The 14657-nt window shown below is 67.9% G+C and carries 12 protein-coding genes; 3 read left to right on the top strand and 9 right to left on the bottom strand.

Features of this window, described 5'->3' with window-relative positions:
• Positions 1 to 1601, top strand: a 1601-nt coding sequence (locus ABD401_RS17975; RefSeq protein ID WP_344607247.1) for a tyrosine-type recombinase/integrase, incomplete at its 5' end; no start/stop codon positions are given.
• Entirely contained in the window at positions 1573 to 2430 is an 858-nt protein-coding gene (locus ABD401_RS17970; RefSeq protein WP_344607246.1) for an alpha-hydroxy acid oxidase, read from the top strand. The genes ABD401_RS17975 and ABD401_RS17970, both read left to right, overlap by 29 nt.
• Positions 2431 to 2456: 26 nt before the next feature.
• Here ABD401_RS17970 and mftD read toward each other — a convergent pair whose 3' ends face one another.
• The 5 genes from mftD to ABD401_RS17945 are packed head-to-tail and all read right to left on the bottom strand — an operon-like array spanning position 2457 to position 7181.
• Positions 2457 to 3629 (bottom strand): pre-mycofactocin synthase MftD, encoded by a 1173-nt coding sequence (gene mftD / locus ABD401_RS17965; RefSeq protein WP_344607245.1) that lies wholly within the window; start codon positions 3627 to 3629, stop codon positions 2457 to 2459.
• A gap of 52 nt (positions 3630 to 3681) precedes the next feature.
• Positions 3682 to 4668 (bottom strand): hypothetical protein, encoded by a 987-nt coding sequence (locus tag ABD401_RS17960; RefSeq protein WP_344607244.1) that lies wholly within the window; start codon positions 4666 to 4668, stop codon positions 3682 to 3684.
• 4 nt (positions 4669 to 4672) lie between these two features.
• On the bottom strand, positions 4673 to 5851 hold the full coding sequence (locus tag ABD401_RS17955) for a thiolase family protein (RefSeq protein WP_344607243.1): 1179 nt from the start codon (positions 5849 to 5851) through the stop codon (positions 4673 to 4675).
• Positions 5848 to 6312, bottom strand: a complete 465-nt coding sequence (locus ABD401_RS17950; RefSeq protein ID WP_344607241.1) for a Zn-ribbon domain-containing OB-fold protein — start codon at positions 6310 to 6312, stop codon at positions 5848 to 5850. The genes ABD401_RS17955 and ABD401_RS17950 overlap by 4 nt, the downstream gene beginning before the upstream one ends.
• A complete protein-coding gene (locus ABD401_RS17945) occupies positions 6309 to 7181 on the bottom strand; it encodes an amidohydrolase family protein (protein WP_344607238.1) in 873 nt (290 codons plus the stop codon). Before ABD401_RS17945 ends, ABD401_RS17950 begins: the two co-directional genes overlap by 4 nt.
• 134 nt (positions 7182 to 7315) lie before the next feature.
• On the opposite strand from ABD401_RS17945, the gene ABD401_RS17940 reads away from it, so the two are divergent.
• Positions 7316 to 7978: a TetR/AcrR family transcriptional regulator gene (locus ABD401_RS17940; RefSeq protein WP_344607236.1), complete on the top strand. Its 663-nt coding sequence runs from the start codon at positions 7316 to 7318 to the stop codon at positions 7976 to 7978.
• A gap of 24 nt (positions 7979 to 8002) precedes the next feature.
• Here the strand turns inward: ABD401_RS17940 and ABD401_RS17935 are convergent, their stop codons facing one another.
• The 4 genes from ABD401_RS17935 to ABD401_RS17920 are packed head-to-tail and all read right to left on the bottom strand — an operon-like array spanning position 8003 to position 14565.
• Complete coding sequence (locus tag ABD401_RS17935; protein ID WP_344607234.1) at positions 8003 to 9592, bottom strand: AMP-binding protein; 1590 nt, start codon at positions 9590 to 9592, stop codon at positions 8003 to 8005.
• Between the two features lie 40 nt (positions 9593 to 9632).
• Positions 9633 to 11312, bottom strand: a complete 1680-nt coding sequence (locus tag ABD401_RS17930) for an FAD-dependent oxidoreductase (RefSeq protein ID WP_344607232.1) — start codon at positions 11310 to 11312, stop codon at positions 9633 to 9635.
• 4 nt (positions 11313 to 11316) lie between these two features.
• Positions 11317 to 12573: a cytochrome P450 gene (locus tag ABD401_RS17925; protein ID WP_344607230.1), complete on the bottom strand. Its 1257-nt coding sequence runs from the start codon at positions 12571 to 12573 to the stop codon at positions 11317 to 11319.
• A gap of 12 nt (positions 12574 to 12585) precedes the next feature.
• The gene (locus ABD401_RS17920) at positions 12586 to 14565 is read right to left on the bottom strand and encodes a flavin-containing monooxygenase (RefSeq protein WP_344607228.1); all 1980 of its coding nucleotides are present in this window, start codon (positions 14563 to 14565) and stop codon (positions 12586 to 12588) included.
• Positions 14566 to 14657 lie beyond the last annotated feature (92 nt).

Genomic DNA, 14657 nt, shown 5'->3' with positions numbered 1-14657 from the left:
GCCTCGGTCAACCGCGCAAGCCCGCGACACCGACAGCCTCACGAAAGATCGAGGCTAAAGCGGGTGTCCGCAGTTCGAATCTGCGCGGGGGCACATCTTCTGACCTGCGGGTTTGTCTCCACAAAGTTCACCAAGGTGAGCCGCGTGGCATGAAACGTGGCATGAACTCCCGTAGCCTGCAGATGTGGCGGTGGTCCGGGGGACGCGCGGAGGGGAGCATCGAGCTGCTCCCCTCGGGCCGGTATCGCGTCCGCGTGTACGCCGGCCGGGACGCCTTGACCGGGCGGCAGATGTACCTCCGGGCCACAGCCCGCACCAAGACCGAAGCTAAGGCGGAACTCGCCCGCCTGGTCAGCCAGATTCACGACCGGCGCCAGCCGAAAGCGTCGATCTCCATGGCGCAAGCAATCGAGCAGTGGCGCGAGGTGGTCCGACACGAGGCCAGTACTCGGGAGCGCAACGAGCAGCTGATCCGGCTGTACATCGAGCCGACGCTGGGCAAGAAGCCGGTTCACAAGATCACGGCCGAACAGCTGGAGCTGCTCTACTCGCGTCTGCTCAAGTGCCGGGCGCTGTGCAGCGGCCGCCCGAAGGCCGGGCACCAGTGCGAGCCTCTGGCGCCGAACACGGTTCGCAAGGTGCACTTCATCATCCGCTCGGTCCTCGACCGCGCCGTGCGGTGGAAGTTCCTGTCCGTGAACGAAGCAGAACTGGCGGAACCGCCGGCGTCTCACCGGCACGAGCCCGACCCTCCGACGCCGGAGGAGGCCCGGGCGCTCCTCGCCGAGGCATCCCGCGATCCCGACTGGGCGCTTCTGCTCTTCCTCACCATGGTGCTCGGTTGGCGTCGCGGCGAGCTCTGCGCCCTCCGGTGGACCGACGTGAATCTGAAGGACGGCTACATCACGATCGAGCGGAGCCACTGGGGCGGCGTCGAGAAGCGGACGAAGACGAATCAGACCCGGCGTGTGGCACTGGACCAGCACTCGGTCGACCAGCTGCAGGAATTGCGCAAGCGACGGCAAGCCGCGTGCGCAGCGCTGGGCGTCGAGTGGTCCCGCGATTCCTTCGTCTTTTCCCGGGCCGCGGACGGAACGACCCCACTCACGCCCTCCAGCGTCACCCAGCGATACCGAAAGCTCGCGGTGAAGTTGGATCTCCGCAGCACGCGCCTGCACTCCTTGCGGCACTACTCCGCCACCGAGCTGATCGCCGCGAACGTCGACGTCCGGACAGTCGCCGGCCGACTCGGCCACGGCAGCGGTGGGACCACGACATTGCGCACCTACGCCGGGTGGAGTGCCGACGCCGATCGCCGGGCCGCGGAGAAGATCGCGGGGCTGATCCCGCGACCGGAGCCCGCCCTTCGGCGGCCGCAATCGCCCTACGAGCAGCTGGCCGCCAGCCTCCGGGCGTCGATCCTGTCCGGCGCTCTGCCCGTCGGTGCCCAGTTGCCGACCCTCGCCGAGCTGGCGTCTGAACACAACATGGCACCCAACACCGCAGCACGGGCCATCGCGATGCTCAAGGACGAGGGACTCGTGTCAGCCGAGCGCGGCCGCCGAGCGATCGTTGTCGGCCGCTCAGAATCGCACACCTGAACTGACGAGCCGTCACTCAGGCGCCGCGACCGCTTCACAGAGCAATCCTGTGATGGTCGGGCGTCCGATCATTCCGGACGCCGGACTGATGGAGTCTCTGGTCAAGCGTGCCTACGCCGCCGGCTACGAGGCGCTCGTGATGATGGTCGACGCCCCGGTCGGCGGGAGCCTTGAGCGCTCGCTACGCCGCGGCGCGATCCCGGCCAAGTACACGGTGCGCAACGTGCTCGATGTGGCGTCGCGACCGCAGTGGGCGGCGGGCTTCCTGCGGACCGCGCACCTCATCGCCGCACGCAACCTCGGCGAGGCGGAGGTGAAACGCAAGTTCCCACCGCGGCCCGTCATTCCCGGCCAGGCGTTGTCCAGTGGCCCGAAGCGGAGTTGGGACGACCTGCAGCGGGTTCGCGACCGATGGGACCGCCCGCTGCTGGTGAAGGGCATCCTCGACCCCAGCGACGCGGTTCAGTGCATCGAGCGCGGCGCCAACGGCGTGATCGTCTCGAACCACGGCGGTCGGCTTCTCGACGGTGCGCCCGCCAGCCTGTCCGTGCTGCCGGAGATTGCCAGCGCGGTCGCCGGACGCGGTGATGTCCTGCTCGACGGCGGCATCCGGCGGGGCAGCGACATAGCGAAGGCCCTGGCCCTCGGCGCGACGGCGTGTTGCATCGGTCGGCCGTACCACTACGGCCTCGGAGCTGGCGGAGAACCCGGGGTGAGGAAGGTGCTCGACATCCTCCTCGCCGAAATCGATCGGACGCTTGCGTTCCTGGGTTCATCCTCGGTCCGCGAGATCGGCGCTGATCGCGTCCGGCGCCGTCAGCCGCTCTGAGAGACCGAGCGTTCCGGGCCTACGGGTCAGTCCGCGCCGAGGGCGCGGGTGAACCCGTCGGGGATGAGGATGTCGGAACGGGAGAACTCGCTGACCTCGGACTTGCCGGTGGCGAGCATGGTGGAGTCGATACCCGCACGCAGGATGTCCAGGACGTTCTCGACCCCGGCCTGGCCGTTGGCCGCCAGGCCCCACAGGTAGGCGCGGCCGATCATCACCGCACGGGCGCCGAGGGCAACGGCCTTGACCACGTCCGAACCACGGCGGATACCGCCGTCGAAGAGAACCTCGATCTGGGAACCGACCGCGTCCGCGACCGCCGGCAGCGCCCGGATCGCCGCGGGGGTGCCATCCAGATTGTTCCCACCGTGGTTGGACACCGAGATCGCCGAGACCCCCGCATCGACCGCGCGCTTGGCGTCATCGACCCGGCACACGCCCTTGAGCAGGAACGGCCCGTCCCACTGCGAACGCAGCCAGGCCACGTCCTCCCACGACGGGGGCGGGGTCATCATCCACTCGCCGTACGCCTCGAAGAACCCCGGCGAGGGCTCCGTGCGCGGGCGCACGTTCGGCACGCCCAGGTCCGGCAGCTTGCCGGTCTTGGCGAAGGCCAGCAGCCACTGCGGCCGGATCGCCACCTCGGGAGCGAACTTCACCGCGGTCTTGACATCGATCGACTGCGGGATCGAGGGCGAACCCCAGTCGCGCTGGTGGGAGAACGACCAGTCCAGCGTCAGGATGATTCCCTTCGCCCCGTTCGCACGCGCGCGGTCCAGCCGCGCGATCATCGCCTCCCGCGACCCGGACCAGTACAGCTGGAAGAACGTCGGCACCCCGGTCGCCACGACGTCCTCGATCGGCTTGGACGCGAACGAGGACAACCCCATCGCGATCCCCCGCGCCGCCGCGGCCCGGGCCACCGCCACCTCACCGTCGGGGTGCACGGCCTGCACACCCGTCGGGGAGATCAGCACCGGCATCGAGATGTCCTGGCCCAGCACCCGCACGCCCTGCTCACGCTTGGCCGACGCACCGGCCACGTGCGGGGCGAACCCGAGCTCACCGAACGCCTTGAGGTTGTCCTCCAGCGTCAGACCACGCTCCGACCCGGCGATCAGTGCCTTGTACACCGACCGCGGCAGCCGCCGCTTGGCCCGCCGCTGCGCCTGCGCGACCGTCTCGAACCATGTATTCACAGGGCCACCACCACTGGGGCATTTCCGGCGCCGGGCAGAATCTGTCGGATCATCAGTACCTTCCTCGGCTGCGCCGGACGAATTGGCGGAAGAAGTCGGCCGGGAACACCTCGCAGGTCCCGCCCCAGACCTGATCGCCACTGTCGAGCTGCCATTCGTAGAGCGCCGGGAACGCAATCAGACCCGGCAGTCCGGACCACTTGAGCAGGGCCACGCGCCGGCCTTCGGCGGCGAAGCGGCGACCCAGCTCGTCCTCGCCCTCTATCGCGACGACCGTCGCCACCCCGTCACGCCGCCTCTCCAGCACCTTCCGGTCTCCCCGAACTAGAGCAGCAGTTCGGACACCGTCGTGGAACCAGCCGGACAACAGACGATCGCTGGCGTAGTGGACGAAGTCGCGTTCGGGCTCTCTCGTCGGCACCGTGTACATGCTCATCGCGCGACCGGCGCCGTCGTTGAACCACGGCCGGTCGTGGCGTGGGAACTCGGCCCACGAACGGCGCCGATAGTCGCGCACTCCCCACATGCGACCGCGGCTGGAAACGCACGAGATCGAATGCTTCTCGCCTCGAATCCAGAGAACGCCGGTCATCCGACCCGGTTGCTCGTCCTGGCCCGATCCCCACCCGTCCGATCCGGGCTCGAACGGGCTCGTCACGACGGGGGCCAGTCCGTTGAACTCCACGTCGAGTTCGACGTCGTTGCGGTCATAGGTGATCCGGTATCTGTTGCCCGGTTCGACGCACCGGACGGCGAGGTTGTCCGGCTTGGAAAACTCGAACAGCGCAGCTTCCACGTCCACCGCCGGACGTTCCACCCAGTCGTAGTGGACGCAGTCGTAGACCTCCTCACCGACCGGCTCGTAGAGGACGACGCCGGTCGAAGCGGTGCGCAGGCGCGGCCGGAGGTCGACGCAGATGAACCCGTGCAGCTTCCGCTCGGGAACGCTGATGGTGAACCAGGCGCTCTCGCGCCAGAGCGGATCTCGTGCTCGGGGGTGGGAATAGTCGTCCTCCAGGATCACGGAGGCGGTGACCACCCACTTACCTCCCTGCGGTCAACAGCATTGAACTCGCGGACGCGCCTCCACCGACTCCCGCGACGGCGACCTCGGCCTTGTCGAGCTGGCGCAGCCCGGCCTGACCCCAGAGCTGGTGCAACGCCTCGGCCAGGAAGCCCCAGCCGTGCAGTCGTCCCCCGGAGAGCTGTCCACCCCAGGTGTTGATCGGGAGCTCGCCGTTCAAGCCGATGCGATGTCCACCTTCGACGAATGGGCCGCTCTCGCCGGGCTTGCAGAACCCCAAGGCTTCGAGCCAGAAGAGCACGAACGGGCTGAACGCGTCGTAGATCTGCACGACGTCGACGTCCGACGGCCGTAGATCGGTCTGGCTCCACATGTGGTCGGCGGCGTCGTGGGTCGCCATCTCCGTGAGATCGGGCCAGTGCTCCCAGTACGGCCGATGACGCATGGCCGTACCCAAGGCCTCGATGGTCGCGTAGTGCCGCGCATCGGGAGCCGTGTCGGGGTGCGAGACCACGATCGCGAGCGATCCGTCCACCGGGATGTCGCAGTCCAGCAGCGACAACGGGGTCGAAATCATCCGACTCGACAGGTAGTCGTGCATCGACATCGGTTCACGCATGATGGCGTGCGGGTTCAGCATCGCCGCGGCACGCTGCGCCACGGCCACCGCACCGAGCTGTTCTTTGGTGGTGCCGTATGCCCGCATGTGGTGCTGGGTGTAGAAGGCGGTCCAGTTGGCGGCGGACACTGCTCCCGATGCAAGCAACCAGGACAGGACCCCTTCCATCTCGAACCCAGGAGACCCGAGCCCCCCACGACGGCCGCCGCTCTGCGCGCTCGCCTCCGTGGTCGTGCGAAAGACCACCGCATGGCGACAGAGTCCCAGGCTGACCGCTCCCGCCGCCGCCGCGACGGACATGAATTGAGCCGGCCCCTGACACACGCCGAGGTGCCAGTTGAGGGACAGCCCGAGCCCGTCCTGGATCTCGTAGAGGTCAGGTCCGTTGAAGCCCGGATTCAGTGGCACGGCGTTGCCGGGGTACGTGACGAGGCCGTCGATGTCCCGGACCGAGAGGCCGGCGTCATCGATCGCCGCGAGGATCGCGTCGATCGTCAGTTGGTACGCGGTCTGCGGTAGGCGCCGCCCGATGGCTGACTGTCCGATTCCCGTGATGATCGCGTGGGGCTTGTCCGTCATGCGCCGAGCCAGGGTACGAAGCCGATCCGGGTGAGCCCTTCGGAAAAGGGCGTGAAGGTGAAGTCGAGAAGGTCCCCGATGCGGGGTTCGCGTTCCAACTGGTCGAGCACGCCGACCATGCGGATGCGGTCGTGTTCGGGAAGTTCCACCAGACCCACCGTGTAGACGCCGAGACCCGGCGCCCACGGGTGGTGGTTGTGTGTGAAGGCGTGGAGCACCGCCGGCGGCGCGACGTCGACCCAGGACAGCGACCGGCCGAGACACCGGCGGCAGATGCCCCGGGGCGGGAACACGTGGAGCCCGCAGTCGTCGCACCGTTCGACGACGAGGCGGCTCTGTGCGGCGGCGTCCCAGAACGGCTTGGACTCCGGAGTGATCGCCGGACGTACGCCGAGGACGGCGAGATCCTCCAGCGATGGTCTCGACGCCATCGCGCGGGCGGCCGGCATGGCGCGCGTCATCGGGCCGCCCCTGCCGTAGCCCCAGGCCCCTCGACCGCAACGTCCGCAACGTCCGCGATGTCCGGGAAGAACATGCGCGCCGCGTTGCCGTAGGCGAAGTCGAACCGTGTCTGCTCGTCGAGGTCCATCGCGGCGATCTGCTCCCGACACCGCGAGAATTCGAGGATGGGGTAGTCGCTGGCCCACATGACCCGCTTGCGGCCCCGGCCCCTGAGGTAGTCCACGGCCGGCGTCGGGATGCGCCGCGGCGAGTACGCCGACGTCATGTAGTGGAGGTTCTCCCACTTGGTCATGAGCTTGACGCAGACGTCCGCCCACGGGTCCCCGCCGTGCGACATGACCACCGTGAGCTCGGGGAAGAAGCAGCAGACCTCGTCGAGGGAGATGGGGTCCTGCACCCGGCCCGGAACCCGCGGCCCGGGGATGCCGACGTTCACGGTGATGGGCACGCCCAACTCGGCGCATTTCGCGTAGACGGGGAAGTAGGACGCGTGGTCGTACGGGAGCTGGGTCTCCAGCGCGAGCACACGGATCAGGACGAAACCGAGGTCGCGAACGACGTGCTCGATCGCTCGCACCGCCGCCATGCCGGTCCGCGGGTCCACGACCAAGGAGCCGGCAAATCGATCGGGGTGCATCTGAATCGCCTCGGCGACCCAGGGCAGGTTGTCGGCGCCGCGGTAGCCCGCGCAGAGGATCGCCCGCCGGACGTTGGCCTCATCCATCTCGTCGACCAACTGCGGCAACGTGGTTCCGCGACGTCGGCGCTCCGCCAACCCGCGGAAAAGACCAGCCACCGCCGGGTCGACCTCCGTCACCGCGAAGTTCGGGTTTACCCAGGGGTCGATCATGGGAAACCGCGTTGCCACCAGGCCCACCTTCGATGCGACAGACTGACGATTCTTGTTACTTAGTCAGCAGTATCCGTCGCACACGGGAGGCCGTCAAGCGCTGTGACAACCTTTGTCACGCTGTATCATGTGATCGACCTTCAGGAGGCTCCTTGTCCCGACGCAGCAGCTCCCGAACCAGCAATGGCGACGTGCGGGGGACGGTGCTGCGCGCCGCCGAACGTTGCATCCAGCGCCACGGCATCCGCAAGACGACGATGGATGACATCGCGCGCGAAGCGGGCATCTCACGCCCGAGCGTGTACCGCTATTTCGCGGACCGCGAGGACCTGCTCCTCGCCCTTCTTGACGAACGTTCACGCGCACTGACCGAGCGCGCTCGCAAGTTCATCGACCAGTTCCCCACCGTCGAAGAAGGGCTCGTGGAGGGCCTCGTCTACATCGCCGAGCACGGCCACCGGGACGAATTCACCCGCTACCTCGCGTCGATGGACGACAGCGACTTCGGTCGCCGGGTCGCCGACACTGACGCGTTCGCGACGCTGACAGCCGAGTTCTGGGACCCGTTCCTCGACGCCGCCGAGAAGCGCGGCGAACTGCGGTCCAGCCTGAGCCGGCACGACATCCACGTGTGGTTGGGCAGCGTCGGGCTGATGCTCATGAGCATCCTGGACCGCGAGGAGATCCCGAACCCCAAGGCCATGCGCGAGCTGGTCCGACAGTTCGTCGTCCCTGCCTTCGTCTCCCCCGACTATGCGCCAGAGGAGACGAAGGCGCCGCGTGCCACCAGCAAGACCAGCAAGAGCCGCCGGTAGCTACCGTCGACCGGACCGAGCGTCTTACCGACGTCGGTCCGGTCCCCGGTCGTAGCACGTCGGTCCGGCCACCTGGTTACGGAGGTCGACCTTCTTCACCTTGCCCGTGGGCGTCTTCGGAAGCGCGGGGACGATCTCCACGTAGCGCGGGACCATGAACTTCGGCGCCCGCGGCAGCAGGAACTCCACCAACTGCTCCCCCGTCAGCGTCGAGCCCTCGGCCAGGACGACGAAGACCTTCACGTCGTCATCCTTGACCGCGTCGTTCTCGTGCGCGAGCTCGGACGGGACACCCACGCACGCGGCCTCGACGACGTCGGGATGCGCGAGGGCCTCGGCCTCAACCTCGAAACTCGAGATGTTGTGCCCGCGGCGGCGCAGGCTGTCCTTGAGCCGGTCGACGAAGTAGAGGTTGCCCTCCTCGTCGAAGCGGCCCGCGTCCCCGGTGTGGAACCAGCCGTCCCGCCAGGCGTCTGCCGTCGCCTCGGGCATCCCGAGATACCCCTTGTTCAGACGCCAGGGCTTGTCGTGGCGGACGAGGATCTCGCCGACGGTGCCCGTCGGGAGCGCTTCGCCGAACTCGTCCGCGATCCGAATGTGGTAGCCCGGCGCCGGCCGGCCGTTGACCTTGTGGTCCGCCGGCGCGGACGTCGTCGCCGCCCACCCGACCTCGGTGTTGCCGAAGCCCGCGCTGACGCGGACCCCGAATCGACGCTCGAAGTCGCGGAAGGCCGGGATCAGCGGGTACATGCCGACGCGAACCAACGGGTTGTCAGCGTCGTCCGCCCTCTCCGGCTCGTTCATCAGCAGGCCGGAGACCACGAGGAGCGGCGCATGTGTGCAGCCGTACTTGCGGATGTCCGACCAGAACGCACTGAGGCTGAAGCCCTCGCGGAAAACCATACGGAGGTCGAACATCGGCGCTGCGACCATGCCGAACTTGCCGCTGCTGTGGAAGGTCGGCCAGCAGGTGAAGATCGCACCGTTGTCGTAGTTCGCCGGGTTGTCGTCGGGGAACATGCCCCACGCCATCCCGTGCAGGTTGACCCACGGCTGGAGCACACCCTTCGAGGGCCCGGTCGTCCCGGAGGTGTAGATGACCGCGTGGGTGTCGTGGTACCTCGGCGTCGAGTAGCTCGCCTGGATCCCGTTCGCCAGGAATTCCTCCCCGGAGAGAACTCGCCACGGCAGGTCCGGGAGTGCGCCCGTGGCGTCCGGCACCACGACGGTACGCAGGTGCGGAAGGCTGTCCCGCAGCAGGTCCAGGCGTTCGACGAAACGCTCGGCGATGACCAGCACCTCGGCCCGAGAGTGATTCAGCGGGTACGCCAGGGTCTGGCCGAGAAACTGCGGGTTGATCGGCACCTCGATGGCGCGCAGCCAGCTCAGCCCGAGCCAGCAGCGGTACGAGGTGATGTTGTTGGGCAACATGGTGGCGACGACCGCCTCGGCCTGAACGCCGACCGCGGCGAAGCCGTCCGCCCACCGACGAACCGAGTCATGGAAGTCCCCGTACGTGTGGGTCGGGCCGTCGATCTCCTCGATGAAGGTTCGCCCGGGCTCCTTCTCGGCAAGATCGGCGATGAGAACGGGCAGCGGCGTCTCGAGGTCCATCGTTCTCCTACGGTCGGTCAGACGTCCCACGGTCACACGGTCAATCGGCGGAAGCGGCAGCAACTAGGTCAACGGTGGTCACGAGCTTCACGCGCGGGCGCCCCGCGGAGGCCCCCGCGTTCCGTTCGGCCGCGTCGATCCTCGACCACTCCGGAAGTCCGAGCGGGACGACCCCGCGTTCGGCGAGCAGAGCGTCGAGCTCGTCCAGACTTCCGGACGGAGGCGTCAACGCACCCGCGGCCCAGTCCTCCAGAAGCGCGGCAACGGTCTCCGACGCGCAGTGCTTGTTGGTCCCGACCACGCCGGTCGGTCCGCGTTTGATCCACCCGGTGACGTACGTACCGGCGTCTCCCCCGGACTCCGCCCGAACCCGCCCGTGCTCGTGCGGGACGGTTCCCCGCCGCTCGTCGAACGGAAGACCAGGGATCGGCTGCCCTCGGTACCCCACAGATCGCAGCACCAACTGCGCTTCGAGGACCTCGGTCTCTCCGCTCGGCACGGCCGTGACGGACCCGTCGGGGTCGACCGTCAGGCGGTTGCGCACGATCTCGACCTTGTCGACGCCGTCACCCCCGAGCACCTCTGTGGGCGAGGCCAGGAAGCGAAGGACAATCCGCCGGTAGCCGGTCGACGCCTCGCCGGCCGGCCGATCCGCGATCTCCCGAAGCACGGCCAATTTCCGAGCCACCGTCAGATCCAGCGTCCCGGACGCCTCCTGGGCAGCCGTGTGTTCGTCGAGCTCCAGATCCTGCGGGTCGACGACCACCTCGACGCCGGGTAACTCCAGCAGATCCAGCAGTTCCGGGGTGGTGAAGGCCGCCTGAGCAGCACCGCGCCGCCCCAGGACGACAACCTCTTCCACCGCACTGTCCCGCAGCACCTGCAACGCGTGATCCGCGATGTCGGTGGCAGCAAGGCGATCGACATCGCCGGCCAGCACGCGGGCGAGGTCGAGCGCGACGTTGCCGTTGCCGACAATGACCACACGCCGACATTCGCTGAGATCGACCGCAAGATCCGCCCGCGCAGGGTGGCCGTTGTACCAGCCGACGAAGTCGGTCGCCGAGTACGAACCCGCGAGGTCCTCGCCGGGGATGCTCAGTCGGCGGTCCGAGTCGGCTCCGACGGCGTAGATCACGCCGTGGTAGTACCGCGACAGTTCTTCGTGGGTGATCTGCGTCCCGACCTCGACCCCCAGTCGCAGGCGCAGCCCTCGCATGGCGTTGTACGGGTACGCCTGCACGACCTTCTTGGTCTGCTGGTGGTCCGGCGCGATCCCGAACCGGACCAGGCCGTACGGCGTGAGCAGACGTTCGTAGAGGTCGACCTCGACGCCGGGCCGATCGAGCAGGGCGGCCGCCGCGTAACTTCCGGCCGGCCCGGACCCGACCACCGCGACCCGCAGACCCCGGACGTCGACGTCGGAGCGCGCGGGGACCGGCGGGTCGCCGAAGCTTTCCAGGGGATTGCGGGCGTAGAACGCGGCATTGATGTCGAGATACTGCGTCTCAGCGCCTTCCAGGTCCTCCTCGGCCTTGATGGCGTCCACCGGACACACCTGGACACAGGCCGAGCACTCGATGCACGACTCCGGGTCGATGAAAAGCATCTCCGTGGTGAGGTACCCAGGCTCCCCCGGCGCGGGGTGGATGCAGTTCACCGGACAGACCGGAACGCAGGACGCGTCGTTGCAGCAACGCGCAGTGATGACGAAGGTCATCTGGTCAATCCTTACGCGCCGGGCGGAAGGTCAGCGGCAGCCCCGTCACCCGCCGGACGACGCCGTGAGCCACGAACTGGACGTCTTCCGCAGCCACGGCCAGCTGGATGTCCTCCAGCCGCGAGAAGAGTTGCTCACAGGCGATCCGGGCTTCGAGCCGGGCCAACGGTGCACCGAGGCACATGTGGTTGGCGTGCCCGAATGCCGTGTGGCTCGGGCCCTTCCGGAAGATGTCGAAGCGGTCGGCGTCCGGACCGTAGATCTCGGGGTCGCGATTCGCCGCACCCCAGCCGAGCATCACGCGCGAGTTGGCCGGAATCGGGACGTCGCCGATCTGCGCGCCCTCGGTGTAGACCATCCGCGGGTTCCACTGCACCGGCGACTCCAGGCGCAGGACCTCCTCCAGCATCGCGGGAATCAGGCTGAAGTCGGCGAGCACGGCCTCGAACTGCTCGGGGTGCGTCAGCAGCAGGTACATCGCCGACCCGAGCAGACTCGCCGTGCTCTCGGTCCCACCGGCCACGAAGATTCGGATCAGTTCGAGGATCTCCGGCAGGTCGAGCGGCCGTTCCTCGTCGGCCCTCGCCGTGATCATCGCGCTGAGGAGGTCGTCGCCCGGTTCGGCCCGCCGCTGCTCGATCAGGTCGGCGAAGTAGAGCTGCATCTCAACCATCCCGCGGGCGCACTCGAGGCCGCGCTCGCGAGGCAGTGCCCCGGATGCCATCTCCGCGATGATGTCGGCCCAGCGGCCGAAGTTCTGCAGGCCGTCCTCGGGAACCCCCAGGATCGCGCCGATGATCGTGGTCGGGAACGGCAGTGCGAACTGGCTCATGATCTCGACGTGCCCGTCGGCCTCGAACCGGTCGATGAGGTCGGCGACCGTCTTCCGGATCAGGTGCTCATGCGCCAGGGTCGACTTCGGTGTGAAAGGCTTGTTGACCAGCTTCCGGTAACGCATGTGCTCCGGCGGGTCACACGTCACGAGTGCAGCCACGGCGGGGTAGCCGTTGGCGCGGATGGCGTCGAACTCGGGGTCGCCGGCCCCCATCGTCGGACGCAAACTGCTGAATGTCGCAGTGTCCTTTGCGACGGCGCACACCGTGTCGTACCGCGTCACCATGAACCCGCCCATGGCGGGGACGGGGTAGGCGGGCGTCTCGACCCGCGCGCGGTCGTAGAAGTCGTACGGGCAGGCCGCAACGCCGGGCGACGCGTAGTCCGCCGGCGCGGCGGCTTCCTGTGCCTTGTCCACCGAGGCCATGTCCTCAACTCCTCATTGATGCGATGCCGTCGACGAAAGACCCAAGGTGTTCGCGGCTGCCGAGTCCGCTTGGGGAACCACGATGTACTCCGAGAGATCAGCCGCCCGAGTCATCCGCCAGAAGTCGACGTTGCGGAATGGGCTGATCGCGACCACCCGGCCGCGCGAGTTCCGGTAGTAGGTCGTCATCGCGGGATGCGTCCAGACCATGCCTTCGTGCATCCTGTCGACCGTCTCGGCGTACTCCCGGTACACGTCCTGTCGGACTTCCACAGCAGCCAGGTTCTGTTCCACCATCGCGGTGATCAGACTGGCGATGTAGTTCAGCTGAGCTTCCGCCGTGTAGATGAAACTGCCACCGTGGCCGGTTTGGGTGTTCGGCCCGTACACCGTGAAGAAGTTCGGGAAGCCGTGGATCGTGAGGCCGAGGTAGGCGCGGCAGTCGTCGTCGTCCCACTCCTGGCGCAGGTCCCGGCCGTCCCGGCCGAGGACGCGGAACGTCGACACGAAGCGCACCACGTCGAACCCGGTCGCGAACACCACGACGTCGCCGGCGTGGTGGACGCCGTCCGCGGTCACGACGCCGTCGGGCCGAACCTCGGCCACGCCGGCAGTGACGAGCTCGACGTTGTCCCGGGTCAGAGTCTTGAACCAGCCGTTGTCCTGAAGCATCCGCTTGCCGAACGGCGGGTAGCTGGGGACCACCTTCTCGAGAAGATCCGGCCGGTCGCCGATCTCGCTGCGGATGTAGTCGGTGAAGTACGCCCGGTGCATCTCGTTGACGGCGTTGATGGTCCGCTCGTCCGACCAGCCCGGTTCGCGCTGCAGGGCCTGGTAGAGCTTGTCGTGGAAGATCCAGCTCAGTCGCAGTCGGTACCAGGCCCGGTAAACGGGGACCGCCTGGAACAGCACACGGAGGGCATCCGGCACCGGCTTGTGCAGCTTCTCGAACGGCTGCACCCACTGCGGCGATCGCTGAATGATCGTCAGCTTCGCCACGGACTCCGCGATGGCCGGCACGACCTGCATCGCACTCGCGCCGCTGCCGACGACGATCACCGACTTATCGTTGATGTCCAGGTCGTCCGGCCAGTCGGCCGTGTGGAACAGCGGACCCTCGAACGAGTCGAGACCCGGCACCTGGGGAATCACCGGGGGGTTGAAGGCACCCACGCAGCTGAGGACGACGTTCGGTCGCAGTACCTCGACGGATCCGGTCGTGTCGCGAACTCGGACGGACCAGCGGCAGTCCTCGGCGTCGAACTCGGCGAGCTCCACCTCGCAGCCGTAACGGATGTGCGCGTCGAGACCGCGGGCGTCGACGACGCTCTCGACGTACTCGACGATCTCGTCCCGCATCGCGAAGTACTGAGTCCAGTCCTTCGTCGCGAAGGAGTACGAGTACAGGTGACTCGGAGTGTCGACACCTGCTCCGGGGTACCGGTTGTCGCGCCAGACACCGCCGGGCGCCGGCGCACGCTCGAGCACGACGAACGGGATGCCGAGCTCCTGCAGCTTTACCGCGGCGGCGACCCCGGAGATGCCTGCTCCGATGATGACCGCGGAGAAGCCGGTCGGTACCTGCACCCGGCTCGGCGGCGGGGACGTTCCGATTCCGGCAGAGAGTTCCTCCAGGAGGACCTCGCCGTACTCGGACGGGACCTGCTCACCCATGCTGACGCCCAGCATGCGGACCAGGAGCTCAGGGTCCGGGTTCGGGAGGGCCATCGGACGACCGCGACGCCAGGCCACGATCGCCTCGGCAGCCGCACTGCGAACGGTGACCTGCACCTCGGACGGAAGTCCCCCGTCGTCGTGGTCCGCCATGCCCTTGGTCCGCGTGGGCTGGTACGGCGGTTCCAGCCAGGCCAGGTCTCCGGTCAGGTGGACGAGCACCATCAGCAACGTGGGGACGTTGGCCTCCGCCACGGCGGCCCGCACGGCGGCGTCGTCGATTCCCGCGTCGACGGGCGACGGCGCGTGCACGGTCATGGAGAGCTCCGGTGGTGACGTTCTGACAATTCTTGTCCTTTTGTCCAGTATCGCGACGCCAAGACGGCGGGTCAAGTCATTGACCCGCCGTC

Source organism: Sporichthya brevicatena (assembly GCF_039525035.1).
GTDB lineage: Bacteria > Actinomycetota > Actinomycetes > Sporichthyales > Sporichthyaceae > Sporichthya > Sporichthya brevicatena.
Note: the sequence above shows the minus strand (reverse complement) of the source record. Positions and strands in the feature narration are given on the sequence as shown.

Coding starts and splice junctions, on each gene's coding strand:
- ABD401_RS17925 (WP_344607230.1), bottom strand. CDS start 12,573: ATGGCCTCGGTGGACAAGGCACAGGAAGCCGCCGCGCCGGCGGACTAC.
- ABD401_RS17935 (WP_344607234.1), bottom strand. CDS start 9,592: ATGGACCTCGAGACGCCGCTGCCCGTTCTCATCGCCGATCTTGCCGAG.
- ABD401_RS17955 (WP_344607243.1), bottom strand. CDS start 5,851: ATGACGGACAAGCCCCACGCGATCATCACGGGAATCGGACAGTCAGCC.
- ABD401_RS17950 (WP_344607241.1), bottom strand. CDS start 6,312: ATGACGCGCGCCATGCCGGCCGCCCGCGCGATGGCGTCGAGACCATCG.
- ABD401_RS17920 (WP_344607228.1), bottom strand. CDS start 14,565: ATGACCGTGCACGCGCCGTCGCCCGTCGACGCGGGAATCGACGACGCC.
- ABD401_RS17930 (WP_344607232.1), bottom strand. CDS start 11,312: ATGACCTTCGTCATCACTGCGCGTTGCTGCAACGACGCGTCCTGCGTT.